General features: G+C 63.1%; 19 protein-coding genes. 4 read left to right on the forward strand and 15 right to left on the reverse strand.

The features are described 5' to 3' along the window. Positions 1-18: 18 nt before the first annotated feature. The 4 genes from V6M87_RS05810 to V6M87_RS05825 all read right to left on the reverse strand — a co-directional run bounded on the left by V6M87_RS05810 (position 19) and on the right by V6M87_RS05825 (position 7,589). On the reverse strand, positions 19-756 hold the full coding sequence (locus V6M87_RS05810; RefSeq protein WP_332848808.1) for an MOSC domain-containing protein: 738 nt from the start codon (positions 754-756) through the stop codon (positions 19-21). Then, positions 714-1,754 carry a diguanylate cyclase gene (locus V6M87_RS05815; RefSeq protein WP_332848809.1) on the reverse strand — a complete coding sequence of 347 codons (1,041 nt, stop codon included), beginning with the start codon at positions 1,752-1,754 and terminating at the stop codon, positions 714-716. Before V6M87_RS05815 ends, V6M87_RS05810 begins: the two co-directional genes overlap by 43 nt. Then, positions 1,751-5,230: a hybrid sensor histidine kinase/response regulator gene (locus V6M87_RS05820; RefSeq protein WP_332848810.1), complete on the reverse strand. Its 3,480-nt coding sequence runs from the start codon at positions 5,228-5,230 to the stop codon at positions 1,751-1,753. Before V6M87_RS05820 ends, V6M87_RS05815 begins: the two co-directional genes overlap by 4 nt. A 121-nt stretch (positions 5,231-5,351) precedes the next feature. After that, positions 5,352-7,589: a TonB-dependent receptor gene (locus V6M87_RS05825; RefSeq protein WP_332848811.1), complete on the reverse strand. Its 2,238-nt coding sequence runs from the start codon at positions 7,587-7,589 to the stop codon at positions 5,352-5,354. A 206-nt stretch (positions 7,590-7,795) separates the two neighbouring features. Between V6M87_RS05825 and V6M87_RS05830 the strand changes: the two genes are divergently transcribed. Both V6M87_RS05830 and V6M87_RS05835 read left to right on the forward strand, forming a co-directional pair. Beyond that, the gene (locus V6M87_RS05830) at positions 7,796-8,230 is read left to right on the forward strand and encodes a VOC family protein (protein WP_332848812.1); all 435 of its coding nucleotides are present in this window, start codon (positions 7,796-7,798) and stop codon (positions 8,228-8,230) included. Next, positions 8,227-9,159 carry a 2-hydroxyacid dehydrogenase gene (locus V6M87_RS05835; RefSeq protein ID WP_332848813.1) on the forward strand — a complete coding sequence of 311 codons (933 nt, stop codon included), beginning with the start codon at positions 8,227-8,229 and terminating at the stop codon, positions 9,157-9,159. Before V6M87_RS05830 ends, V6M87_RS05835 begins: the two co-directional genes overlap by 4 nt. Here the strand turns inward: V6M87_RS05835 and V6M87_RS05840 are convergent. Continuing rightward, positions 9,156-11,672 carry an MASE4 domain-containing protein gene (locus V6M87_RS05840; protein WP_332848814.1) on the reverse strand — a complete coding sequence of 839 codons (2,517 nt, stop codon included), beginning with the start codon at positions 11,670-11,672 and terminating at the stop codon, positions 9,156-9,158. The genes V6M87_RS05835 and V6M87_RS05840 overlap by 4 nt on opposite strands. 225 nt (positions 11,673-11,897) lie before the next feature. Between V6M87_RS05840 and V6M87_RS05845 the strand changes: the two genes are divergently transcribed. Continuing rightward, complete coding sequence (locus tag V6M87_RS05845; protein WP_332848815.1) at positions 11,898-12,164, forward strand: hypothetical protein; 267 nt, start codon at positions 11,898-11,900, stop codon at positions 12,162-12,164. Between the two features lie 126 nt (positions 12,165-12,290). Here the strand turns inward: V6M87_RS05845 and V6M87_RS05850 are convergent, their stop codons facing one another. The 5 genes from V6M87_RS05850 to V6M87_RS05870 form a co-directional block, all read right to left on the reverse strand. Then, complete coding sequence (locus V6M87_RS05850; RefSeq protein WP_332848816.1) at positions 12,291-13,589, reverse strand: dihydrolipoamide acetyltransferase family protein; 1,299 nt, start codon at positions 13,587-13,589, stop codon at positions 12,291-12,293. After that, positions 13,589-14,641, reverse strand: a complete 1,053-nt coding sequence (locus tag V6M87_RS05855; RefSeq protein WP_332848817.1) for an alpha-ketoacid dehydrogenase subunit beta — start codon at positions 14,639-14,641, stop codon at positions 13,589-13,591. The genes V6M87_RS05850 and V6M87_RS05855 overlap by 1 nt, the downstream gene beginning before the upstream one ends. Continuing rightward, positions 14,638-15,900, reverse strand: coding sequence for a 3-methyl-2-oxobutanoate dehydrogenase (2-methylpropanoyl-transferring) subunit alpha (locus V6M87_RS05860; RefSeq protein WP_332875782.1), 1,263 nt, complete (start codon positions 15,898-15,900; stop codon positions 14,638-14,640). The genes V6M87_RS05855 and V6M87_RS05860 overlap by 4 nt, the downstream gene beginning before the upstream one ends. A gap of 158 nt (positions 15,901-16,058) precedes the next feature. Next, on the reverse strand, positions 16,059-16,394 hold the full coding sequence (locus V6M87_RS05865) for a hypothetical protein (protein WP_332848818.1): 336 nt from the start codon (positions 16,392-16,394) through the stop codon (positions 16,059-16,061). Positions 16,395-16,417: 23 nt separating this feature from the next. Beyond that, positions 16,418-17,482, reverse strand: a complete 1,065-nt coding sequence (locus V6M87_RS05870; RefSeq protein ID WP_332848819.1) for a DUF5694 domain-containing protein — start codon at positions 17,480-17,482, stop codon at positions 16,418-16,420. A gap of 531 nt (positions 17,483-18,013) precedes the next feature. Between V6M87_RS05870 and V6M87_RS05875 the strand changes: the two genes are divergently transcribed. Then, complete coding sequence (locus tag V6M87_RS05875; RefSeq protein ID WP_332848820.1) at positions 18,014-19,735, forward strand: methyl-accepting chemotaxis protein; 1,722 nt, start codon at positions 18,014-18,016, stop codon at positions 19,733-19,735. A 5-nt stretch (positions 19,736-19,740) separates the two neighbouring features. On the opposite strand, the gene kefC is transcribed toward V6M87_RS05875, so the two are convergent. The 5 genes from kefC to V6M87_RS05900 are packed head-to-tail and all read right to left on the reverse strand — an operon-like array spanning position 19,741 to position 23,559. Next, entirely contained in the window at positions 19,741-21,543 is a 1,803-nt protein-coding gene (gene kefC / locus V6M87_RS05880) for a glutathione-regulated potassium-efflux system protein KefC (protein WP_332848821.1), read from the reverse strand. Continuing rightward, the gene (gene kefF / locus V6M87_RS05885) at positions 21,543-22,079 is read right to left on the reverse strand and encodes a glutathione-regulated potassium-efflux system oxidoreductase KefF (RefSeq protein WP_332848822.1); all 537 of its coding nucleotides are present in this window, start codon (positions 22,077-22,079) and stop codon (positions 21,543-21,545) included. Before kefF ends, kefC begins: the two co-directional genes overlap by 1 nt. Beyond that, positions 22,076-22,396, reverse strand: a complete 321-nt coding sequence (locus V6M87_RS05890; protein ID WP_332848823.1) for a DUF2288 domain-containing protein — start codon at positions 22,394-22,396, stop codon at positions 22,076-22,078. The genes kefF and V6M87_RS05890 overlap by 4 nt, the downstream gene beginning before the upstream one ends. 14 nt (positions 22,397-22,410) lie before the next feature. Beyond that, a complete protein-coding gene (locus tag V6M87_RS05895; RefSeq protein ID WP_332848824.1) occupies positions 22,411-23,121 on the reverse strand; it encodes an RES family NAD+ phosphorylase in 711 nt (236 codons plus the stop codon). Then, positions 23,122-23,559 (reverse strand): antitoxin Xre/MbcA/ParS toxin-binding domain-containing protein, encoded by a 438-nt coding sequence (locus V6M87_RS05900; RefSeq protein ID WP_332848825.1) that lies wholly within the window; start codon positions 23,557-23,559, stop codon positions 23,122-23,124. Between the last annotated feature and the right edge of the window lie 62 nt (positions 23,560-23,621).

Here is a 23,621-nt window from a genome sequence, read left to right on the forward strand (position 1 = left end):
TCCGGCCGCGCGCTGCACTCAGGCCGACGGCGCGTCGTACAGGTCGGCGCCGTCCCAGCGCGGCAGTGCGCAAGCGCTGCGCAGCGGCACCGCCTTGTGCGCCAGGCCGAGCGCACGGGCAAGGCGCGGGAACACGCGGCAGTAGGTGAGGGCGACGCCGGCCAGCAAGGCCAGCTGGCGGTATTCGACGACGCTGCCGGACGGGACCCGCGCCAGCACGGCCGCGACGCGTGCGCGCCAGTCGTCCGGCCAGGACGGCAAGGTGTACGGCAGCAGCCGCACCGGGTCGCCCAGCGCCACCGGGCCGCCGCGCAGCACACGCGCCAGCATGCCACGCTGCGCGCCGATGCTGCCGGACAAGCGGTCCTGGCGCAGGTTCAGGCGCCCGCACGGCTCGCACGCGAAGGTCAGCTGGAACACCGCGCCGGCCCCGGCCGCGAGCAGCTGGCCCGATGCCAGGCCGGCGCTGTCGATGTCGAGCAGAACGTTCTCGCGCAAGGCATTGACGGGCAGGGCGAGGCGCGCATAAGCGCGCGTGCCGGCCAGCAGCAACTGGCGCGGCGACAGGGCATGGCGCTGGCTGTCGCCCTCTAGGCCCTGCCCGGCAATGGCCAGGACCTGCGTGACGGTCTCCGGCGCGGCGCCGGCTTGGCGGCGCAGGAACAGCCCCGCGACGTGGCCGCGTTGTTCGCCACCTTGTTCGCTGCCGTGCTTCAGGCGACACTCCCGGTCAGTGCCGCAGCAAGCGGGGCGCACGCCAGATCGGCCTGCGAGCGCTCAGCCCCAGGCACCAGTTGCGCTCCAGCCAGCGGGTCTGCAACCAAGTTCGGCGCCGTGGGTTCGTCGTGCGTGCGCCATTCGACACGGTTGCGCCCGCCCTTCTTCGCACGGTACAGCTGGACGTCGGCTGCCTCGAACATGGCGGCGGCGCTTTCGACGCCGCCGGCCACGCTGGTGGCGCCGCCGGCACTGACGGTCAGGATCGGCGCCACGATCGAGGCGGCGTGGGCGATTTCCAGTGCCGCGACCGTTTCGCAAATCGAGCGCACCAGCTCGCAGGCATCTTGCGCATTGGTGTCAGGCATCAGCAGCACCAGTTCTTCGCCGCCATAGCGGGCGGCCAGGTCGGCCGGCCTGCGCATGCAGGCGTTGGCGGTGCGGGCGATGGCACGCAGGGCGCGGTCGCCGGCCGGATGGCCATACTGGTCGTTGTATTGTTTGAAACAGTCGATGTCGATCCAGGCCAGCGACAAGGGCTTGCCACTGCGCCGCGCGCGCTGCCATTCGACTGCGTAGACGTCGTCGAAACGGCGCCGGTTGGCCAGTTCGGTCAGGACGTCGGCATGGGCCAGGCGCTCGAGGATGCGGCGCTGGCGCACCACTTCCAGGTGCAGCGCCACACGCGCCATCACCACGGTCGCATTGAAGGGCTTGGCGATGTAGTCGGCCGCACCCATTTTCAGGCCGTTCGCCTCGTCTTCCGGACGGTCCATGCCGGAGATGAAGATGACCGCGATATGCCTGGTGTGCGGGTCGGCGCGCAGGTGGCGCAGTACGTCGTAGCCGTCCATGTCGGGCATCATCACGTCGAGCAGGATCAGGTCCGGGGCGTGGCGCGCCGCCCGGGCCAGCGTCTGGGCGCCGTTTTTCGCTAGCACGACGGTGTACTCGGGTTTCAGCAGGTCGGCCAGCACCGTGCGATTGACCGCGTCGTCGTCGACGATCAGTACTTTTTGCGGTTCCACCAGCGTCATGCGTTTTCTCTGTCGTGGTTGGTTGTTGTCAGCGTCACGGACACGTCGAGTGCGCGCGCCAGCGCAGCGAGCGGCGTCATGGCTGCATCATATTCGATCTCGTCCACCGCACGCGAAATGGCGGCCAGGCGGGCATCGTGCACGCCGCCCGCCAACACCGTTTCCAGCTCCGCCAACGTGTCTTCCGCGCGGGCGTCATCCGCGCCCAGCAGGTCGGCCAGCTGCTGCAGCAGGCCCGCCACCCCGGCCGCATCGACCGTGCGGGCTTCGGCCTGCGCGATCACATCGGCCAGGCCGGCAAGCACGGCGTCCAGGGCCGCGACCAGCTCCCTGGCAAGTTGCCCGGCCTGGGCGGTGCGGCCGGCGCGCAACTCGTCTTCCAGCGTGCTCGCCAGCGCCGCCACGCCTTGCGCTCCCAGGTAGGCGGCATTCGACTTGAGGTTGTGCGCCATGGCCTGCAGCTGGTCCAGGCGCGCCCCCGCCAGCGCGGCGCCAACCTGGCCGGCGGCGTTGCCGTATTCGTTCAGGAAGCTGCGGATGCGCTTGTACAGCCGGGGCTGCTGACCGTCGACGCCGGCCAGCGCCACGGCCCAGTTGACCCCGAGAATTTCGGGCAGGGGCGCGCCGCGCCAGCGCCTGCGCATCGGCGTGAGCGCTTCTTGTGGCAGCGGGCGGCCCGTCAGGCGCGCCGGGGCGATCCATTTCAGCAGCGCTCCGAACAGCAGCGCCGGGTCGATCGGCTTGGTGATGTGGTCGTTCATGCCGGCAGCCAGACTTTTTTCCCGGTCGCCCATCATGGCGTGCGCCGTCATGGCCACGATCGGCAAGGCATCGTAGGTACCGAGCGCGCGGATGCGGCGGGTGGCGGTCAGCCCGTCCATCTCGTGCATTTGTATGTCCATCAGCACCAGATCGTAGTCGCCTGCCTGGACCATGGCGATGGCTTCGGCGCCATTCACAGCGGTATTCACGTGCACGCGCGCCGTCTCGAGGAAATCGCGCGCCACCTCGCGGTTGTTGGCATTGTCGTCGACCAGCAGGATGCGTGCGCCATGCAACTGTGCGAGATCGGGCGCCTGGCTTGCCTGCGCAGGACCGGCGTCGAGGGAGCGCGGGGCATCTGCCAGGTCCGGCTGTAACACCTGGAGCAGGCTATGATAAAGCAGCGCCGGCCCGACCGGTTTGGTGAGGAAGCCGTTGACCGGCAAGCGGCCTTCCTGCTCGACTACCGTTTCGCGGGAACACACGCTGACCATCAAAATGGCCGGCGGCGCGGCGAAGCGGCGGTCGGCGTGGATGCGGCGGATCGTCTCGACCCCGTCCCAGCCCTGCATCAGGTAATCCATCAGCACCACCTGGTAGGGCTGGCCGGCGGCCACGGCGCGCGCCATCATTGCCAGCGCCTGCTCGCCCGAAGCGACCGCGTGGGCGGTGACGCCGAACGAGCCGAGCATTTCGACCAGCGCCTCGCGCGCGCTCGGGCTGTCGTCGACCACCAGCGCGCGCACCTGGAACAGGGCGGCGGTGGGTGCGGCCACGGCGGTTTCGTTGACGTCGCCAATCCCGAGTGGCACCGTGAAACTGAAGCGGCTGCCCGCACCAGGCGTGCTGGTGGCGGCAATCGTGCCTGACATGAGCGCCACCAGTTGCTGGGAAATCGACAGCCCCAGGCCGGTGCCGCCGTATTTGCGCGTGATCGAGCCGTCGGCCTGGTTGAACGCTGTGAACAGGCGCGCCAACTGCTCGGGGTCCATGCCAATGCCGGTATCGGCCACCGAAAAGCGCAGCCGCACATCCTTGTCCTTGCTTTCTACGACTTGTACGGTGACGACAATCTCGCCCCGCTCGGTAAATTTGACGGCGTTGTCGGTCAGGTTGATCAGGATCTGGCCCAGCCGCAGCGGGTCGCCGATCAAGCGCGGCGGCACACCCCGTTCGACCCGGAACACCAGTTCGAGTTTCTTGACGTCGGTTTTAATCGCCATCAGGCTCGACAGGTGGCCGAGCATGTCATCCAGGTCGAACGGCACGTTTTCCAGCGTCAGCTTGCCTGCTTCGATCTTGGAAAAATCGAGGATGTCGTTCAGGATGCCGAGCAGGTGTTCGCCCGAACCGAGGATCTTGTTCAGGTAGTTCTGGATCTTCGGCTGCGGCTGGCCCATCAGCGCCAGGCGGCTCATGCCGATGATGGCGTTGAGCGGGGTGCGGATTTCGTGGCTCATGTTGGCGAGAAAATCGGATTTCATGCGGGTGGCCGCTTCGGCCCGCAGCAGCGCGTTTTGCATGGCCTTGGTGCGCAGCCCCAGGATGCGCATAAAAATCAGCATGTCGAGCACGTTGGCGAACTGCAGCGCGTGCATGCTCCAGAAAGTCGCATCGGCGGCGCCGCTGATGACGCGCGCGAGCAGGAGCGCCGCCAGGAAACCTGTCGCCCAGCCGATCAGAAAATACAGGCCGACCGGATCGCCCCGGCGCGCACGCGCAAAAGCGCCGGGCAAGCCGAGCAGCATCGGCATCACGCCCAGCGTGCCGACGATGTCGACCAGCACCTTGACGTCGAACCAGCCAAGACCGTAGCCGAAGGCGCTGAGCAGCGTCAGCGCTGCGCCGCTCTTCATCAGGATGCTGAAGATGCGGTCCTGGCCAGGGCGTGCCAGCGCCTGCTCGACGAACAGGTAGGCGCCGCAGGAGGCGAGCAGGGAAAACAGGCCGCCGGCGTGCAGGGTCATCCAGGGATGCAGGGGCCACAGGTATTGCTGGCCGAGCCCGAAGAATTCGACCGAGAACATGGTCGTGCCGCCCACCAGCAAGGCGAATTTGCCGAACAGCGGTTCGCGCAGGCTGATCCACTGGGCCAGGCTGTACAGCAACAGGCAGAGCGACAGGCCCAACAGCAAGCCCTGCAACATCTGTTCGTTGAGCGCATCGGTATGAAACTTTTCCGGCCGTGACAGCGTGATCGGGACGATCATCGCGCCTATGTTCTCGATGCGCAGCAGCAGCGTTGTTTCAGCGCCGGCCGGCAGTGCCAGCAGGGTGGCGGGAATGCGTCCGCCTGTCATGGCGCGCGCACCCATCTGCAGATTGCCCAGCGAGGTGTAGAGTTTGACGCCGCGTTCGTTGCCGACGTACACATCCACGCGATTGATGACGGCGTAGTCGAGCGCCAGCACCCAGCGGCCATCGACACCCGGCGCCAGTCGCACGGGGATGCGCAGCCAGACGACGCTGTTGCCCACGCCGAGTGTCGATCGCGCCGACCCGGGCCGCGCGAAGCGCTGCGGCGCAGCCAGCACCTGGTCGACAGTGAGCTTGCCGCCGGGGTCGTTCAACACCGTCAATGCCGGCCAGGCATCGACCGACTCGACAAGTTCGTCGAGCAGCAGCAGCGGCGCCGCGGCCGCACCCGCCAGCAGGGGCGCCAGCAGCGCCAGCAACGCCAGCAGCCGCGCCATCCGGCGCCAGATGCTCGTCACGCCCGCTCTCCCAGCGATGGTTGCGCCGGCAGGAACCGGCGTGGCAAGCAGGTGCTTACGGAATGCATGGGTGGCGCTTTTCTTTCATGGCTGTCAGTCGGTGGTATGGCGGGCAAGTCTGCTAAAACCGGTAAGCAAGGCGGGCGTTGAGGCTGCGCGGGTCGCTCGGCACCACCATCCCGAAACTGTCGATGGCGATCGGCCGCACGGCATTTTCCAGGTTGCGCACGCGCAGTTGCAGTTGCCACGGCGCGCGCGTGGCTTGCCAATGCAGCGACAGGTCGGTGCTGGTATGGCCGGCCACGCGGTAGGCGAGCAACTGGCTCGGCACACTGATCAGATAGGCGGCGCTGGCGCGGGTGGCAATGCCGGCCAGCAGTTCGCCGTGCGCCAGGCCGAAGCGGTGATCGTAGCCCAGAGTCAAGGTGCGGGCAGGGGAGCGGTCCAGCGGCTGGCCTGCCAGCGAATGGACGCCGTCCGGGACGTACGTAACGTAGTGGGCATCGAGCCATGTCAGGCCATACTGCAGGGTGCCATCGTTGCCGAGTTTCACTGCGCCGTCCGCTTCGACGCCGGTGACGCTGGCCTGGCCGGCATTCGAGGTGACGTAGCGCGGCGCCCCTTGCACCACGGCCACGCCGGACAACTGGAGATTGTCGTAGTGGTAGTGGAATGCGGTCAGGTTCAGCGTGGCGCGCCGGTCGAGGAAGCGGGTCTTGACGCCGGCTTCAAAGGCGGTCAGGGTCTCGGGACGGTAGACCAGGGTGCTTTCCGGCACCGCCTGTGCAGCCGGGCACTCGACCCCCAGCGCGCGCGTGCCGGCCAGGCAGCCGTCATTGAAACCACCCGCCTTGTAGCCGGTCGAGACGGCGCCGTAAAGCAGCGTGCCGGGGGCGAGATCATAGTCCAGGCCGGCCCGCCACGTGGTTTTGCTGGTTTCAATGGCGGCAGCATTGAGCAGGCGCAGGTCGGTGGCAGCGTTGAACGTGGCCGTCTGCTGAAAGTTGGTGGAGCCGACACGCGACTTGACGTCGTCCGTGTAGCGCGCCCCCAGCGTGGCGCGCAGCGCGTCGGCGACGCGCCACGTGCCCTGGCCGAATACGGCCTTGCTGCGTGCCACGTTCGGACCATGCGGGAACACATAATAGGGCGGCAAGCCGAGCGGTTCCAGGTCGCGGAAGCCGTACAACACGTCGGATTTTTCACGGAAATAATACAGGCCGGCCTGGCCGCTCAGCACGGCGCTGGCATCGCTCGCCAGGCGCAGTTCATGCGAATCCTGGGTGTAGGCGCCGGTGAAAGTTTCGCGCACGCCGAGGGCCAGCGTGGGCGCCACGCGGTAGTAATAATTGGTCAGGAAGTCGTCGTCGAAATGGCGCCGCGACCCCAGGTAGTAGAGCGTCGCGGTCCCCAGCTTCCAGCGCAGGTCGGCGCCGATCCCGCTGCTACGGCGTTCCCGGTAAGCTTGCTCGGGCAATCCATTTGGGGCGATAAAGGTGTTCGTCAGGCGCTGCGCCGTCGAGTGGTCAGTGGCGACCGGCTTGCCCGTCGCCACGCCCGTATAAAAATTGCCGTCCTGGACGGTGTTGTCGGGATTGTCGTGCTGGATGCCAAGGTCGTACCGCAGCACCAGGCTGGCGTCGGTGCCGAGGTCCAGTTTCGCGGACAGGCGCGCGGCGCGGTCGTCGCGGTCCAGTCCCAGCGTGTACGGCGTGCCCTGTCCGTTGGCCAGATAGCTGTCGTGGCGCCTGGCCGACAGGGCGGCACGCAGCGCCAGGCTGGCGTTCACGGGAACGTTCAGCATCGCGTCAAGGCGGCGGGCGTTGAAATTGCCGATCTCGGCGCCGGCGCTGCCTTCCAGAATGTGGGTCGGTACGCGCGAGACAATGTTCATCACGCCGGCGGTCGCATTGCGGCCGTACAGCGTCCCTTGCGGCCCGCGCAGAACTTCCACGCGTTCGATGTCGAACAAAGCGGCGTCCTGACTCTGCGGGCGCGCGATATAAATGCCGTCTTGCATCACAGCGGCGGACGGATCGCCCTTTTCCGTGGTATCGGCGCTGGTGACGCCGCGGATCGTGATTTTCAGGCCATCGGCGGCGCCGTCCATGCTGACGTTGGGCAAGCGCCGGGCCAGGTCGGCGGGCCGCTCGATGCCGTCACGTGTCAATTGCTCACCGGTGAGGACAGTCATCGCCACGGGAATGCGCGACGCCACCTCGGGCGTACGCAGGGCGCTCACGACGATTTCGGCAATCGGGGCGGGATCCGGGTCGATGCCGACGGCGTGCGCGCCGCCACAGAAGGTTGTTGCAGCTGCCGCCAGCAGAGTCAAAGGGGAGGGAACACGGTTAAACATGGTACATCCTGGTTGAAACGGCACTGCTGGTTCATGAAACTCGCACTGCGCACACCGATTTTGCTTATTGCGCTACATTGTTAACGCGCAATAAACTGAGAACTTGGCAGTTTAGCACTTCGTGTCTTTTGGGAACAGTCTTGTCAGATGACTGTTGGTTTGACGTACTTCAATTACAATTTTGATCATTTTCAAAAGGGAGGCTCATGGCCGCAACCGCACTGTTTCACCTGGCATTTCCCGTGCATGACCTGGCCAGCGCCCGCGATTTTTACGGCGCCGTGATCGGCTGCGCCGAGGGCCGCAGTTCTGACGCCTGGGTCGACTTCAATTTTTATGGCCACCAGCTGGTTGCCCACCTGGCGCCGCAGCTGTGCCAGCTGCCCGCAGCGCAGGCCTCGACCAACCCGGTCGACGGTCATGACGTGCCGGTGCGCCACTTCGGCGCCATCATCCCGCTGGGCGACTGGCAGCAACTCGCCGACCGCCTGCGCGATGCCGGGATCGATTTCATCATCGAGCCGCATATCCGTTTTCCTGGTCTGCCGGGCGAACAAGCCACCATGTTTTTCCTCGATCCCTCCGGCAATGCGCTCGAATTCAAGGCCTTCGCCGACCTGAAGCAGGTGTTCGCCAAATGAAAATTGATCTTTTGCAGGTCGGCGCCTATGCGCCCGCCCACCAGGCCCAGCTCGACGCCGAGTTTTCTTCGCACAGCCTGGAAGCCGTCGAGGCCGACCCGGCGCTGGCCGGCCGCATCCGTGGCCTCGTCACGCGCAGCAATGTCACGCTGGCGGCGGATGTACTGGCGCGCTTGCCGCAACTCGAAATCGTGGCGACCTTCGGGGTCGGCTACGACGGCTTGCCGCTGGCCGCCGCTGCGGCGCGCGGCATCGCGGTGACGAATACGCCCGAGGTCCTGAACACCGCCGTGGCCGAACTGTGCGTGGGCATGCTGCTGGGCCTGATGCGGCGCCTGCCCGCCGCCGACCGCTTCGTGCGTGACGGTCAGTGGATGAACGGCACCATGGCGCTGGGGACGAGCCTGTCCGGCAAGCGCGTCGGCGTCGTCGGCCTGGGCCGCATCGGCAAGGATATCGCGCGCCGCCTTGAGCCGTTCGGCGTCAGCCTGGCCTATCACGGCCGCAGCGACCAGCACCTCGCCTGGCGCTACGAGCCCGACCTGGTGCGGCTGGCGCAGGATAGCGACGTGCTGATCGTGGCGGCACCGGGCGGGCCGGCCACCCGCAAACTGATCGACCGGGCCGTCCTCGACGCCTTGGGGCCGCAGGGCGTGCTGGTCAATATTGCGCGCGGTTCGCTGGTCGACCAGGCGGCCCTGATCGAGGCGCTGGAGCAAAAGACGCTGGGCGGCGCGGCGCTCGATGTGTTCGAGCAGGAACCGTGCGCCGATGTGCGCCTGGCAGCGCTGGAGAATGTGTTGCTGGCCCCGCATCTGGGCAGCGCCACGGTGGAGACGCGCCAGGCCATGATGGACCTGGTGCTGGACAATTTACGCTGTCATTTCGCCGGCCAGGCGCTGCCCACGCCAGTCATCATGGAAGGTTAAATCGTGGCGCTGGTCCGTGAAGAGAGCAGTTTGCGCACCGCGCCGGCCAGTTCTTCGCGCGCGTATGGCTTGTTGAGCAGGGTGACGCCTTCATCGAGCTTGCCGTTGTTGGTTACGGCGTTCTCGGTATAGCCGGACGTGAACAGCACACGCAGGTCCGGGTGGCGCACCCGAGCCATCGCCGCCAGTTCCATGCAAGAAATTGCACCCGGCATAATCACATCGGTGAACAGCAAGTCGATCTTGCCCGAGCCGTCGAGCAAGGTGGCCGCCTCGTCCGCAGTGGAGGCGGTGATCACCCTATAGCCGAGTTCGCCAAGCAGGGCCGCGACGTTTTCCTGGATCTCTTTTTCGTCGTCCACCACCAGCACGGTTTCATTGCCGCCTTCGCTGCTGCCGACCAGGCCGGTTTTCTTCGGCGCGGCCGATTCTACCGTGCGCGGCAACAGAATGACGATGCTGGTGCCGGCGCCCAGCGTGCTGTCGATCTCGATATGGCCGCCGCTCTGTTTCACGAAACCATACGTCATCGACAGGCCCAGGCCGCTGCCTTTGCCGATCCCCTTGGTGGAAAAGAATGGCTCGAACGCGCGCTCCCTGACCGCTTCGCTCATGCCGTGGCCATTGTCGGCAAACGACAGGCGCACGCATTCGCGCGACTCGGCGCCGCTGGCGGCCTGCTCGCTGGGGCTGAGAATGACATTGCGCGCCGAGATGCGCAGTTCGCCACCCCGTTTCAGCGCATCGCCCGCATTCATGGCCAGGTTCAGCACCACGTTTTCAAGTTGCTGCGGGTCGACCTTGATGTTCCAGGCGCTGGGAGAGATGGCCAGGATGACGTCGACCTTTTCGCCCACCGCGCGCTTGATCAGCAAATCCATGTTCGCGAACACTTCGTCGAGTTTCACCGCGTTCGGTCGCAGGGGTTGCTTTCGGGCAAAACTGAGCAATTGCGACGACAGCTTGGCGCCGCGCTTGATGGCGCTCTGGGCCGACTGGCAGCGCGCGACGATTTTCTCGTTGGCCATCGAAAACATTTTAATCAGGTCGATATTGCCGCTGATAATGTGCAGCACGTTGTTGAAATCGTGGGCGACGCCACCGGTCAGCTTGCCGATCGCTTCCAGTTTTTGCGCATGCATCAGCGCGGCCTGGGTGTGCTCCAGCGAGGTCGAGCGCTGGCGCACCAGCGCTTCTAGCTGGGCCTGCTTGTGTTCGACTTCCCTCTGCGCCAGCACGCGCGCGGTCACGTCGCTGCCCTGGATATAGATGCCGCAGACGCTGCCGTCGGCATCGCGGTCGGGCTGGAACAGGACATCGATGAACATTTCATGGGTACTGCCATCGCTGCCGCGCAGCGCCAGGCGCATGCCCTGCGCGCTGTGGGCCTGGCCGCTGGCGGCCACCGTGTCGACCAGTGCGACATAGCCCTGGGCGCGCAATTCTGGCAGCGCCAGGTGCAAGTGGTGGCCGACCAGCTCGCGCTGCCCGGCCAGACGCAGGAATTGTGCATTGACGAACTGGAAGGTGTGGCGCGGGCCGCTGAGGAAGGCGACGAAGCCGGGCGCCTGGTCGAACAGGCGCAACAGGCGCGCATGCTCCCCTTGCAGGCGCAGATTGTCTTGTGCCAGCGTGCGCGCTTCCCTGGAGGCGGCCAGGTAATCGCGATTGATTTCCTTCAGGTACATGGTCAGGATCAAGAAGGCCGCCACCATCGTGTCGATCCGGCCGCCGTACCAGCCGACCGAGAAACGCGCGCCGCCCATCATGGTCACCAGGCTGTCGCATCCCAGTGCGACGATGGCCACTCCCAGCCAGGCGCTGATCGCGGTGGCGAAGCGGGTGGCGCGCCACAGGACCAGCAGCGCTGCGCCACTGAGGATCTGCAGCAGCGGCCCAATGGCGGCGCCCACGATGCCGCTGAACGCACCTGCCGCGTCGAGCCGCGGCAGGTAATCGTGCAAGACGGTTACCGCCAGCACGGCGGCCAGGGCCGCAGTCAAGGTCAGCAGCACGCAGGAGAGCAATGCCGCACCCCGGTCGGCAAGCTTGCGCCCTGGCGCCAGCCATTCTTCCAGCGCGTACGCCAGCAGCATGCCGGCCGCAGCCAGGTGCCACAGTATCCAGAGCCAGTCGGGCGTCTGGATGCCGCCCGTCACGCGTACGTCGGGTAACAGCGCACCTTCGACGGACAAGAACTGGACGAACAGCATGGTGGCAGTGAACACGCTGCCGCCGCACAGCCACAACAGCGCGCGCGTGCCAGTTCGGCGGAAATACCCGGACAGTACATATGCCGCGATGCAACAGGTGCCGATGGTGACGGTGTGATAGGCAGGCAGGAAGGCGGGGAAATCCGGCCACAGATGGCCTGCAAATGGCATCAGGCAGCATGAGAGCAGTGCAATGGCGATGGCACTCCAGCGCGCGCTTGCCTGGAATGGCGCCAGAGCGCGCGGCGCCGGCTGGACGTCGGCAGGCGTCGTGGACGGCTGGGAAGAGGATCGCGTCATTGTTGGGTTTTCGTCAAAGAAATACCAGCGCCCATGCCCGGCGCCTCCCTGCAGACCAGCCTACCACCAATCTCGCATTCTGATGCGGAATAATATTGTTGGGGAGGCAACGGGATGCTCCTACAATGTTGCGGAAGGTGCGCCTACACTCGGCGCAGCACAAGTGGCTAACATTTGCATACCAACGGATTTCATGCCAAATACATCATAGCAAGGGAGTGCACCATGACCACCGAGACCACAACCAGCGCCATTCCGCCTGCCCGCCAGCAGCAAGGCAAAATCGCCCGCACCGATGACCTGTTGGTCAGCGGGCCGGATGCCAAGGATGGCGCGCGCGGCTTCACCGGCAATGCCGATCCGCAAGCTTTGCAAACCGGTATGGAAGGCATCGCCGCCGCCTCCCATCCAAATCGACAGAGCGACAATGATCAACCAGCGCCAATCACGAAGACATTACCTGACAACCAGAGTCCAACACGTAACAAGTAAAAAAATGCAATGATCTTTTGCTGTTGAGCGATGCAAAAATGCAACATTCGTTTGTTCTGGATGCCATATTTGCTTGAACGGCCCGCGCTGGCGACAGCGCGGGCCGTTTCGCTTTCGGCCCCGGGTTTAATCGATAAACAGCGTGGCTGGGGTTTCCAGATAGGCACGGATGGTTTGGACGAACTGCGCCGCCACCATCCCGTCGATGACGCGGTGATCGAACGACGACGATAGATTCATCATCTTTCTGGCCACGATGGCGCCGTCGCGGATCATCGGCCGCTCCACCATCTTGTTGACGCCAATGATTGCCACCTCGGGGTGGTTGATCACCGGCGTCGTCACGATACCGCCCAGTGCGCCGAGGCTGGTGATGGTGATGGTGGACCCGCTCAGCTCGTCGCGCACGGCCTTGCCGGCGCGCGCCGCCTCCGCCAGTCGCGCCACTTCGAGCGCGCTCGACCACAGATCGTGCTTGTGCGCGTTGCGCACCACCGGCACCATCAGCCCGGCCGCCGTCTGCGTTGCCACGCCGATGTGGACCGCGTCGTACTGCGTCACAATGCCGGACTCGTCGTTAAAGCGCGCATTCGCCTGCGGGAACTGTTTCAGCGACAGCACAATGGCGCGCATCAGCAGCGGCAGCAGCGTGATGCGGCCGCGCTGGTTGCCGTGCTGCCCATTCAAGTGCGCGCGCAGCGCTTCCAGTTCGGTGACGTCGACTTCTTCGACATACGTGAAGTGCGGGATGCGGCGCTTGGCCTCCTGCATTTTTTGCGCGATTTTACGACGCATCCCGGTGACGGCAATGGTGCGTTCGGCGTCGGTCGGATCGGACGGCTTCGGCCCGCTCGGCGCCACCTTCACACGGCGCAGCAGTTGCGCGTCGAGGTCGGCGTGCGTGATGCGGCCTTCCGGACCGCTGCCTTCCAAAAATTCCAGCGCGATGCCCAGTTCCAGCGCGCGCTGGCGCACGGCCGGTGCGGCCAGACCACGTGCGCGCGGCGGCGCCGCCTTCAAGAGCGGCGCCTGTGCCGGTGCCGCTTTGGCCACCGGTGCCGGTGCTTCCTCCAGCTCCTCGGCACGTTCGCAGACGGTACTGACGGGCGAGCCGGGCAGGGTGGTGCCGGCCGTTGCCGTTGCCGTCGCTGGCGTCGCCGTTTTGCCATTCTGATTGCCGCTACCGGCCACTTCGAGTCGGATCAGTTCGGCACCGACAGCCAGCGATTCGCCGATCTCCCCGCCGAGTGCGATGACCGTGCCATTCACCGGCGACGGAATCTCGACCGTCGCCTTGTCCGTCATGACGTCGGCCAGCACCTGGTCTTCCTTCACGGTGTCGCCTGGCTTGACGCGCCATTCGACCACTTCGACTTCGGCAATGCCTTCGCCGAGGTCCGGCATTTTGATGATGTGGATACCCATTACGCCACTCCCATTGCGCGTTTGAGGGCCGCGCCGACGCGGTCGGGGCCCGGAAAGTATGCCCATTCCTGGGCGTGCGGGTACGGCGTGTCCCAGCCGGTGACGCGCTCGATGGGCGCTTCCAGCTGATAGAAACAGTGTTCCTGGACCAGCGCGGCCAGTTCGGCGCCGAAGCCGCTGGTGCGGGTCGCCTCGTGGACGATCACGCAGCGCCCGGTCTTTTTGACCGAGTTGACGATCGTTTCCAGGTCGAGCGGCCAGATCGAACGCAGGTCGATGATTTCGGCATCGATGCCGGTTTCGCGGGCGGCGGCGTCGGACACCCAGACCATGGTGCCATACGTGATGATGGTCAGGTCGTTACCTGGCCGGAACACCGAGGCCTTGTCGAGTGGCACGGTATAGTAACCCTCGGGCACTTCGCCCATCGGGTGCTTGCCCCAGGCCACGACCGGGCGGTCGTGGTGGCCGTCGAACGGTCCGTTGTAGAGGCGCTTCGGCTCCAGGAAAATGACAGGGTCGTCGTTTTCGATCGAGGCGATCAGCAAGCCTTTGGCATCGTAGGGATTCGATGGCATCACGGTGCGCAGGCCGCACACCTGGGTGAACATCGCTTCCGGGCTCTGGCTGTGGGTCTGGCCGCCGTAGATGCCGCCGCCGCAAGGCATGCGGATGGTCATGCTGGCGGTAAATTCGCCGGCCGAGCGGTAGCGCAGGCGCGCCGCTTCAGAGACGATCTGGTCGCTGGCCGGATAGAAATAATCGGCGAACTGGATTTCAACGACGGGGCGCAGGCCATAGGCGGCCATGCCGACCGCGGTGCCGACGATGCCGCCCTCGGAAATGGGCGCGTCGAACACGCGCGATTTGCCATATTTCACTTGCAGGCCGTCGGTGCAGCGGAACACGCCGCCAAAATAACCCACGTCCTGGCCGTAGATGACGACGTTGTTGTCGCGTTCCAGCATCACGTCCATGGCCGAGCGCAGCGCCTGGATCATGGTCATCGGGACGGTGGCGGTGCCGGTGTCGGGTTTGTCATCGCGCTTCATGCTTGTTCTCCTGCCTGGGCCAACTGCTCGGCTGCCAGTTGTGCACGCTGTACGCGCAAGTGCTCCGGCATGTCTTTGTAGACGTCCTCAAACATGGCGGCCACGTCCGGCACGGCGCCATCGGCCAGCGTGCCGTACTGTTCGGCTTCGCGCTGGGCAGCGACCACCTCCGCCTCGAGTTCCCCTTTCACGGCTTCATGTTCGTCATCGGACCACCAGCCCAGCTTGGTCAGGTGGCGTCGCATGCGTTCGATCGGGTCGCCCAGCGGGAAATGGCTGTAGTCGTCGGCCGGACGGTAGCGCGACGGATCGTCCGAGGTGGAGTGCGGGCCGGCGCGGTAGGTCACCCATTCGATCAGGGTTGGACCGAGATTGCTGCGGGCCCGTTCTGCCGCCCATTGCGAGGCGGCGTACACGGCCAGGAAATCGTTGCCGTCGACGCGCAGGGAGGCAATGCCGCTGCCGACGCCGCGTGCGGCAAAGGTCACGCTTTCGCCGCCGGCCAGCGCCTGGAACGACGAAATGGCCCACTGGTTATTGACCACGTTCAGGATCACTGGCGCACGGTAGACGTGGGCGAAGGTGAGCGCGGTATTGAAGTCGGATTCGGCGGTGGCGCCGTCGCCGATCCAGCCGGAGGCGATGCGGGTGTCGCCCTTGATGGCCGAGGCCATGCCCCAGCCGACCGCCTGCACGAACTGCGTGGCCAGGTTGCCGCTGATGGTGAAAAATCCGGCATCGCGCACCGAGTACATGACCGGCAACTGGCGGCCCTTCATGCGGTCCTTCTCGTTTGAAAATAACTGGCAGATCATGTCGACCAGCGGCACTTCGTAGGCGATCAGCAGGCTTTGCTGGCGGTAGGTAGGGAAATTCATGTCCCCTTCGCGCAAGGCCAGCCGATGGGCGGTGCCGACGGCCTCTTCGCCCAGACTCGTCATGTAGAACGAGGTTTTCTTCTGGCGCTGGGCGATGACCATGCGCGCGTCGAAAATGCGGGTCTTGAGCATGCTGCGCAGGCCGAAGCGCCACAGTTCGCGGTCCGGTTCAGGCGCCCACGGGCCGACGGCATTGCCCTCGTCGTCGAGCACCCGGATGAGGGTGTTGGCAATGTCAGCCGTGTCTGCGGCCAGAACATCGACAGCGGGACGCCTGACGGTGCCGGCTGCGGCCACGTGCAGGTAAGAAAAATCAGTGCTACAACCCGGGCGGCCGCTTGGCTCCGGAACGTGCAAGGACAGAGGATTGCTCTGGCTTATCATTTGTATTTCCCCTTGTGAGGTGTAATTGCAGGGGCATGATAAGGGTCGCACGTTACGTTCGGAAGAGCTCAGACGGGTATTTCGATGGTGCAGAGCAGCATTTCAGGTTTCAAAGGTTGAAATGTGAAGTAAACGTTTTATGTACGCCGGCCTGTTCAATACGATGAATGAATCGTCTCATCCTTGACTGCCGCGACCCGCTCCGGTGTCACCACAGCAGCGATCTTGCCGCGGTCTCCTCTCACAAGGTAACAATCGATCTTCAGGCGGCGTGTACGGTCGAACACCAATTCAATATCCGAGTCGGATCTCGGGTGGACGGTGATCGATTTGCTGGCGCCGGGAGCGAGGTCGCCGATTGCGTAGGCGTTGCCTGTGACGCGTACCGTGGCCGAATGCATGGTGACGGCACTCACATTCGAGAGCGTCAAGATCACGCCTGGCGCTTTTTGCTTTGGCAGCAGTGCGTAGGTTGCGCTCAGCGCCAGCACAGCGGTCAGGAACCGTTTCGCCGTTATTGCAATACGCGTGTCGCGTCGACCACATCGACGCCTTGCAGCATGCCCAGCCAGCTATCGAGCCATGGCTTGTGCGAGGCGCCGATGATGGACAGCACGCGTGCACCGGGACGCTCGCGGAAGGTCTCGCGGATATTCGCGACGATGCGCAAATTACGGGTTTCCCAGCCAGCGACCCACATCTGCGGGTACGCTTGCGCCGAGGTGCTTTGCATCGGACCTTTGACATTCGCCTCCGCAAAATTCCATAGCGCAGCGGGCGTGTTGATGAATTGGTAGAGCGGCAGCAAGTCGGCTTGCTTTGCCAGTTCGTTGGTGAGCTTGTTTTGCTGGCTCAGCGCCGCACCGCTTGCGGCCCATGCCGCTGTGAGTGGCACCATGAAGGCCTTGCGGTCAGAGATATCGAGGTTGTCGCCGGTGTGGTTGTCGACCTGGTGGACACGTTGCAAGCCGAGCCAGGCCGCCAGCCGCGCCGCGATCAAATAATTTTCGTTATTCGTCGTCGCGATCGCGGCAAGCTTTTGTACCAGCGCTTCGCTCAGGCCGTCACCGCTGTGCCGCTCGGCGCCACCGAGTTGCAGCCACTGTGTGTACGCGGACGCTGGCTCCGCCGCCGCAAAAAACAGCGCAGCCAGGTGACGTCGCTGTGCCGCCGTCGGCTGGGCCGGCCAAGCTTTCAGGGTGTTTGTTACTGCGGCCATGGCATCCGGAATGTCCAGCCCGGTAGTTAGTTTGGCATCGGCGGTAGAAGCGCAATAGTTCGCGCCATACCGGGCTGGCTGGCGCGCAGCCAGGTCGCACTCGTCGCCGGGTTCGGTTTCGATGGTGATGATGTCGGGTTTCCAGCCGGCCAGGCGGTTCAGCAGCTGATCGAGGGCGGCAGGATTAAAGTCCTTGGGCATCTGGTTCAAATGCGTCGTGGCGAGCACGAGTACCTGGGCGCGTGGGCCAGCCATATCACGGTCGAGTACCGTCAAATCGATTTGCGCATGGGCTTCCAAAGCAAGCATCAGGGGCAAAACTGCGATGGCATGAAAAATCAAGTGGATACGGTTGCGCATAAGATCGGTTTCATAACAATGACCACAGTCTATCTGTTTGTTTTCGGCAAATCACGAACAATCGGGTATGCATGTCCAGCTTGTCACGCCAGGCTAGTCTGGCCGGCGCGCCACCGCTACGCCTGTTCAGGCAAGGCGTCCTTCGTCATTCGTGAGGGACGCATCGATTCGCGATAAGTGACAATAAGTAATTGTCGTATTGCATAACTTTCATTTAATCCAATAACAACAATTATTTTTCGGTGAAATATTGTTATTTTCAGGAGGCCGAGGAAATGACAACACATTTAATATTTTCTGTTGAAATATTTGCAGTAGGATAGTAAGCTACGAAAAATCTGATTTATTCAGATTTGAAAGTCATAAAATGGGCAATGAGCAAGGCTAATTAACCAATGATTTGCATGCAAATATTTTAATATTTCATGAATGTTCAGCCTTTCGCATCATTGATTAAACCAGTTTCAGCCGGATACATATTTTCACCAGGCCTTATGAAACTGTCAAATTTAAAAAAACTGGAATTATATTATGCGGCTTGATGAATTTAATGTCCGGACACGCCTTGCATTCGGCTTCGGCATTGTACTATTAATTCTGATGATTATATCGTTTATGAGTATAACCAAGCTCGCCTCTTTGAATGATGCATTGACGGTTACCGTAGATTTCAATGCTCAGGAATCGAACATTATTTCTCAAGCATTAGGTGAGGCGCAAAAGGCGTCAGCCGCCATGAGAAATCTTATTGTTTTGAGCGATGCCCCACGAATGAAGGTTCAGAAGGAGATATTTGACAATAGTTTGATCGCATACGAAAAATATGCAGATGAGCTCGATAAACTATTTATGAGGGATCCGAATACCAGTCAAGAAGAAAAAAAATACCTGGTCAAATCTGCTGAAACAAAAAATGCCGCCATGCCATTAACTAAAAAGGCAGCCGAACTGGGATTGGCGAACGATCCGGGCGCGCCAGACGTATTGATGAATGAGACCGGTCCTGCGTTGGATAAATGGACAAATACACTCGCCGATTTCAGGGATTATGAAATAAAAACAAGCAATGTGACCGCCGGCGAAGCTCACAAGCAATACGAGCGAGACAGAAAGATAATCATCGCAATCTCCATTCTCGGCGTTTTGATGGCAGTTGCCGCCGGCTTCGCGATCACCAGCAGCGTTTTGAAACAACTGGGCGGCGAGCCAGCGTATGCGATGTCTGTCGCTAAAGATATTGCAAGCGGAAACCTGGATAATCACATCCTGGTTCAAGCGGGAGATACGACTAGTTTAATGTCTTCCATAAAGATAATGCGCGACCAGCTGGCAGAAATAGTGGGTCGGGTCAGGAGTGGCACTGAGACGATTGCGACTGCATCCAACCAGATTGCGGCCGGAAATCTGGACCTGTCTTCCCGCACGGAAGAGCAAGCCAGTTCGCTGGAAGAAACCGCCTCATCAATGGAAGAAATTACCAGTACGGTCAAGCAAAATGCAGACAATGCACGCCAGGCGAATCAGCTCGCTGTGTCGGCCTCGGAAGTGGCTGTAAAGGGTGGTGTGGTGGTGGCACAGGTTGTCGAGACGATGGCGTCGATTAACGAATCGTCCAGGAAAATTGTCGATATTATCGGCGTGATTGACAGCATTGCATTTCAGACCAATATCCTGGCGCTGAACGCTGCGGTAGAAGCGGCTCGCGCCGGCGAACAGGGTCGCGGCTTCGCGGTCGTTGCGACAGAAGTTCGTAACCTGGCACATCGTTCTGCGGCAGCCGCCAAAGAAATCAAGGGACTGATCGACGATTCCGTCAGCAAGGTCAACGCCGGCGGCAAGCTGGTAGACGATGCAGGCGTCACGATGGCCGATATTGTGCAGTCCATTACACGCGTGACCGATATCGTGAGTGAAATCGCCTCGGCAAGTATTGAACAAACCATCGGAATTGAGCAAATCAATTCGGCAATTTCGCAAATGGATGAAGTTACCCAGCAGAATGCTGCGCTGGTTGAAGAATCGGCGGCCGCCGCGGGCGCAATGCAAGAGCAGGCAGCGGAATTGTCCCGGATAGTCAGTGTGTTTAAAGTTGGTCAAGCCACCGTAACGAAAGCCAGTTCCACGCCGCTTGCGGTTGCACGCGTGAAAAAATCACCGGCGAGCACGCTTCGCGTCAGCGCCAATCAAGTCGCTGTTGCAAGACAGGAGCCGAAAGTTACCAAAGGCAGTGCGGATGAATGGGAGCAGTTTTAACGTCATTAATCCCAGCCGCGATCATCCTTTTCCTGCTCCGCCTTCACGTCGCGCGCGAACATTTCGTTCAGTTCCTCCCGCGCACGCTTGGCCATCGATTCGTATTGCTCTTGGTCCTGGTAGACAGGATACACGGCGTCGACGCTGGCCAGATTGTGCTGGCGGAATTTCAACGTGGCCTGGCGTGCGCGGTATGGGCCGTAACCAAGTTGCTCGAGCGCGCGCCGGCCCAGCATCAGCGCCGACTCGAACGTTTCGCGCTCGATGATGGTCACGCCGCGGTCCTGCAGGCGAAACAGGTGGGTGACGTTGCGCGCGCGGGCCAGGATTGGCAGGTCGGGATAGGCTTCGCGCACGGCGTCGACCAGCGCGATGCTGTCTTCGATGTCATCGATGGCCACCACCAGCGCCCGTGCCTTGGCGGCGCCGGCCGCATGCAGCAGGTCGATGCGGGTGGCGTCACCATAAAACACCTGGAAGCCAAAGCGACGCAGCGTTTCGATCTGGTCGGGATCGTGATCGAGCACCGTCAGCTTGACCTGGTTGGCGCGCAGCAGGCGCCCGACGATCTGGCCGAAGCGGCCGAAGCCGGCGATGATCACGTGGCCGTCTTTGGCCTCGATATCGTCGGCCGGGCGCTGGCCCAGATTGCGGAAGCGCGGTGCAATCACGCGGTCGTGCAGGATCAGCAGGAGCGGCGTTGCCATCATCGACAACGCCACCACAACCACCAGGATCGCCGCCACATTCTCCGAATACACCCTGGCGGTAGCGGCCGCACCGAACACGACGAACGCGAATTCGCCGCCCTGCGACAGGATGAAGGCGAACAGCGCCTGCTGCTCGCGCGGGATGCCGAACGCTTTTGCGAGAAAATACAGCACCCCGATCTTGATCAGCAGGAAGCCGGCTACCAGGCCGAGGATCAGCAGCGGCTGGGCCAGGAAGACGCCGAAGTCGACCGACATGCCCACCGCAATAAAGAATAAACCCAGCAACAGGCCCTTGAATGGCTCGATGTCGGTTTCCAGCGCGTGCCGGTATTCGGAGTCGGCCAGCAGCACGCCGGCCATGAAGGCGCCCAGCGCCATCGACATGCCGACCCACTGCATCAACAGCGCAATCGAGATCACCAGCAGCAGCGCGAATGCGGTAAAAATTTCGCGCAGTTCGGTCTTGGCGATGATGCGCAGGATCGGTGTGATCAGGTAGCGTCCGGCGACCACCAGTGCGGCCAGCACAGCGGCCACTTTCAGCGCGCCCAGCCAGCCATGGCCGCTGCCTTCATGGACCGCGATGCCCAGCACGGGCACCAGCGCGATCATCGGAATGGCGGCGATATCCTGGAACAACAGGATGGCAAAGCCGGCCTGGCCGGTGGGGGTGGACATGACGTTGCGCTCTTCCAGCGTGGTCAGCGCAATCGCCGTCGACGACAGCGACAGGCCGAGCGAGGCGATCAGCGCCACTTTCCACTCGACGCCGAAACCGATGGCAACCGCGCACAGCAACGCGGCCACGCCCAGCACCTGGGCCGAACCCCAGCCGAAGATGGGGCGGCGCAGTTCCAGCAGTTTTTTCGGCTCCAGTTCGAGGCCGATCACGAACAGCAGCAGCACCACGCCGAACTCGGAGAAATGCAGGATCACGTCGACTTCACTGATCAGGCCAAGACCCCAGGGGCCGATGGCGATTCCCGCCAGCAGGTAGCCGAGCACGGCGCCCAGACCCAGGCGTTTCGCGATCGGGACCGCGACCACGGCGGCGGCCAGGTAAATCAGGGCATTCGATAACAGGCCGTGTTCCATCAGCTGGGTTCTTTCGACAGACGTTCAATGAACAGGCGCACGTGCGCAGCAAGCTGCGCTTCGCTGGCGTGGTGGGCGCCGTGCAGCACCAGCGGGTCTTGCCAGCGCATGCCGCACAGGCGCGCGGTCTGCGCAAGCGGCGTCAAAAACGCCGCAAACGGGTGGCCGTGCACGCCTTCCTCGCTGTAGGAATCCGCCGTGCCGCCGGTGCTGACGGCCAGCAGGCAGGCCTTGTCCTTCAAACCGGTGGCGCCGTCGCCGTAGGCCCAGCCGGCCTCGAACACCACGTCGATCCATTCCTTCAGCAGCGACGGCATGGCATACCAGCGGATCGGGTGCAGCAGGACGAGCATGTCGGCGTCGGCGATCAGCGCCTGTTCGCGCGCGACATCGATATAGAAATCGGGGTAGGTCGCATACAGGTCGTGCACCACCACACCCGGCGTGGCGCGGGCGGCATCGGCCAGCTGGCGGTTCACGCGCGAGCGCTGCGGGTCGGCGTGGGCGTAGATGACGAGCACCCTGGTCGCGCTCAATGCAGTGACGTTTTCTCTGGCTGCACCAGCACGAACGGGTGGACGACGGCACTCCACAGGAAGGCTTCCGATTCGGTCCAGGTCTGCGCCTGCAGGTCGCTGGCCTTGGCCACCAGGCCGGCCGCCATCCAGCTGGCGATGCTGGCCTTGTCGTCGTGCGAAATACGCACTGCCACGTCGATCAGGTCGAGCTCGGCGCTGACGAAAATGACGTTGCCCTGCGCGAAATGGCGCACCAGTTCGGACCAGGCGATGCGCGCCGTTTCGCGGTTGATCTTGTCGTGCAGTTCGGTGTCTTTGTCTGGATTGGTTTGCATGGCGATGAAAAAAATTAAAGGGTTTCGACGAGCGGCTCGGGCGCGCCCGACCATGTTAAGCGATATGCATGCGCTTTGCGGACATTGCCCACCAGGGCCGGCCGGAAGCAGGCCAGGTTGGTGCCGCCGGCTTTGCGCACGCTGGGGAAAATCACCCCCATCGAGCCGGCGTCGAGCAGCGTATTGGCCAGTTGTTGCGAAGCGATATAGCTGGCCGGGTCGAGGCAGGCTTGATACGCGGCGTCGCCGCGCACGTCGTGGAACGCTGCGCCGAAATCGGCCAGCAGCGACTGGTACGTGACGCTGTCGTCGAAGCGATTGATTTCCTGGTACTCGACGGTTTTGTGGAACACGATTTCGGCCAGCGCGGTGGGCGCATCGAATGCGCAGTACCACGCGCCCCGGTCGCCGTCGTTAAAACGGCTGCCCTCGGGGCGGGCGTAGGTAAAGGCGGCGTTGATGATGCGGAAGTTGGACACGCCGAACACCAGCTCATCGACGCCGATGCCGGGCAACAGGCCATATTCGCCGCGCAGGCGTTCATTGGTGGCATTGTCGAGGTCGAACAGGTCGCGCAGCATGGCCTCATTGTCGGCCAGGGGTGCCAGCACCGAGTCTTCCAGGTCGGCGAAGCGGGACGGGATCAGGCGCACGGTGTCGAGCTGGCGCAGTGGCGTCAGCGGCGGGGTCAGCAAAGTCCTGGGCGCTTTTGCACTGCCGCCCATTTACAGCCCGCCGCGGCGCGCGTCGAGCAGCTTGCGCACGCTCTGCATGGCCAACAGACCGCCGCCAAGCATGTGCGCCAGCGGCGTGCGGCCATTGAAGATGGCGTTCGAATTGGGCAGCATGACCCATTCGTCAGCCAGCTTGTCGCCGTACAGGATGTGCAGCGCCTTATAAATGCCGAGCAGGTAGGAGATGCGCGTGATGCGGTCCACCTCCAGCACCCGCGTGGGCTGCTTCTTCCATTCGTACCAGGAAGACGACGACAAGCCGCCCAGCAGTTCGCGGGCGTCGTCGTCGCGCAGTTTCCAGGCGGCGGCCAGTTTGAAAAAACCCAGCAGCGCCGAGTGCGACAGGCGCTCGCGCTCGGCCTTGGCATTCAGGTCGACCAGCAGCGCCGGTTCGAAACGGCTTTTGGGGTAAGCGAAAGCAAGTTGCATGATTTTCTCCGGTTCTGGATTCTTTATACTCCAAAACCGGAAAGAAGGCAAGGCATGCCGGT

Source organism: Massilia sp. S19_KUP03_FR1 (assembly GCF_036688685.1).
GTDB lineage: Bacteria > Pseudomonadota > Gammaproteobacteria > Burkholderiales > Burkholderiaceae_D > JALYUM01.

Bases quoted from the DNA above. Each gene is read 5' to 3' on its own strand.
- V6M87_RS05815 (WP_332848809.1), bottom strand. From the start codon at position 1,754: ATGACGCTGGTGGAACCGCAAAAAGTACTGATCGTCGACGACGACGCG.
- V6M87_RS05825 (WP_332848811.1), bottom strand. From the start codon at position 7,589: ATGTTTAACCGTGTTCCCTCCCCTTTGACTCTGCTGGCGGCAGCTGCA.
- V6M87_RS05830 (WP_332848812.1), top strand. From the start codon at position 7,796: ATGGCCGCAACCGCACTGTTTCACCTGGCATTTCCCGTGCATGACCTG.
- V6M87_RS05835 (WP_332848813.1), top strand. From the start codon at position 8,227: ATGAAAATTGATCTTTTGCAGGTCGGCGCCTATGCGCCCGCCCACCAG.
- V6M87_RS05840 (WP_332848814.1), bottom strand. From the start codon at position 11,672: ATGACGCGATCCTCTTCCCAGCCGTCCACGACGCCTGCCGACGTCCAG.
- V6M87_RS05845 (WP_332848815.1), top strand. From the start codon at position 11,898: ATGACCACCGAGACCACAACCAGCGCCATTCCGCCTGCCCGCCAGCAG.
- V6M87_RS05850 (WP_332848816.1), bottom strand. From the start codon at position 13,589: ATGGGTATCCACATCATCAAAATGCCGGACCTCGGCGAAGGCATTGCC.
- V6M87_RS05855 (WP_332848817.1), bottom strand. From the start codon at position 14,641: ATGAAGCGCGATGACAAACCCGACACCGGCACCGCCACCGTCCCGATG.
- V6M87_RS05870 (WP_332848819.1), bottom strand. From the start codon at position 17,482: ATGCGCAACCGTATCCACTTGATTTTTCATGCCATCGCAGTTTTGCCC.
- V6M87_RS05875 (WP_332848820.1), top strand. From the start codon at position 18,014: ATGCGGCTTGATGAATTTAATGTCCGGACACGCCTTGCATTCGGCTTC.
- kefC (WP_332848821.1), bottom strand. From the start codon at position 21,543: ATGGAACACGGCCTGTTATCGAATGCCCTGATTTACCTGGCCGCCGCC.
- V6M87_RS05890 (WP_332848823.1), bottom strand. From the start codon at position 22,396: ATGCAAACCAATCCAGACAAAGACACCGAACTGCACGACAAGATCAAC.
- V6M87_RS05895 (WP_332848824.1), bottom strand. From the start codon at position 23,121: ATGGGCGGCAGTGCAAAAGCGCCCAGGACTTTGCTGACCCCGCCGCTG.
- V6M87_RS05900 (WP_332848825.1), bottom strand. From the start codon at position 23,559: ATGCAACTTGCTTTCGCTTACCCCAAAAGCCGTTTCGAACCGGCGCTG.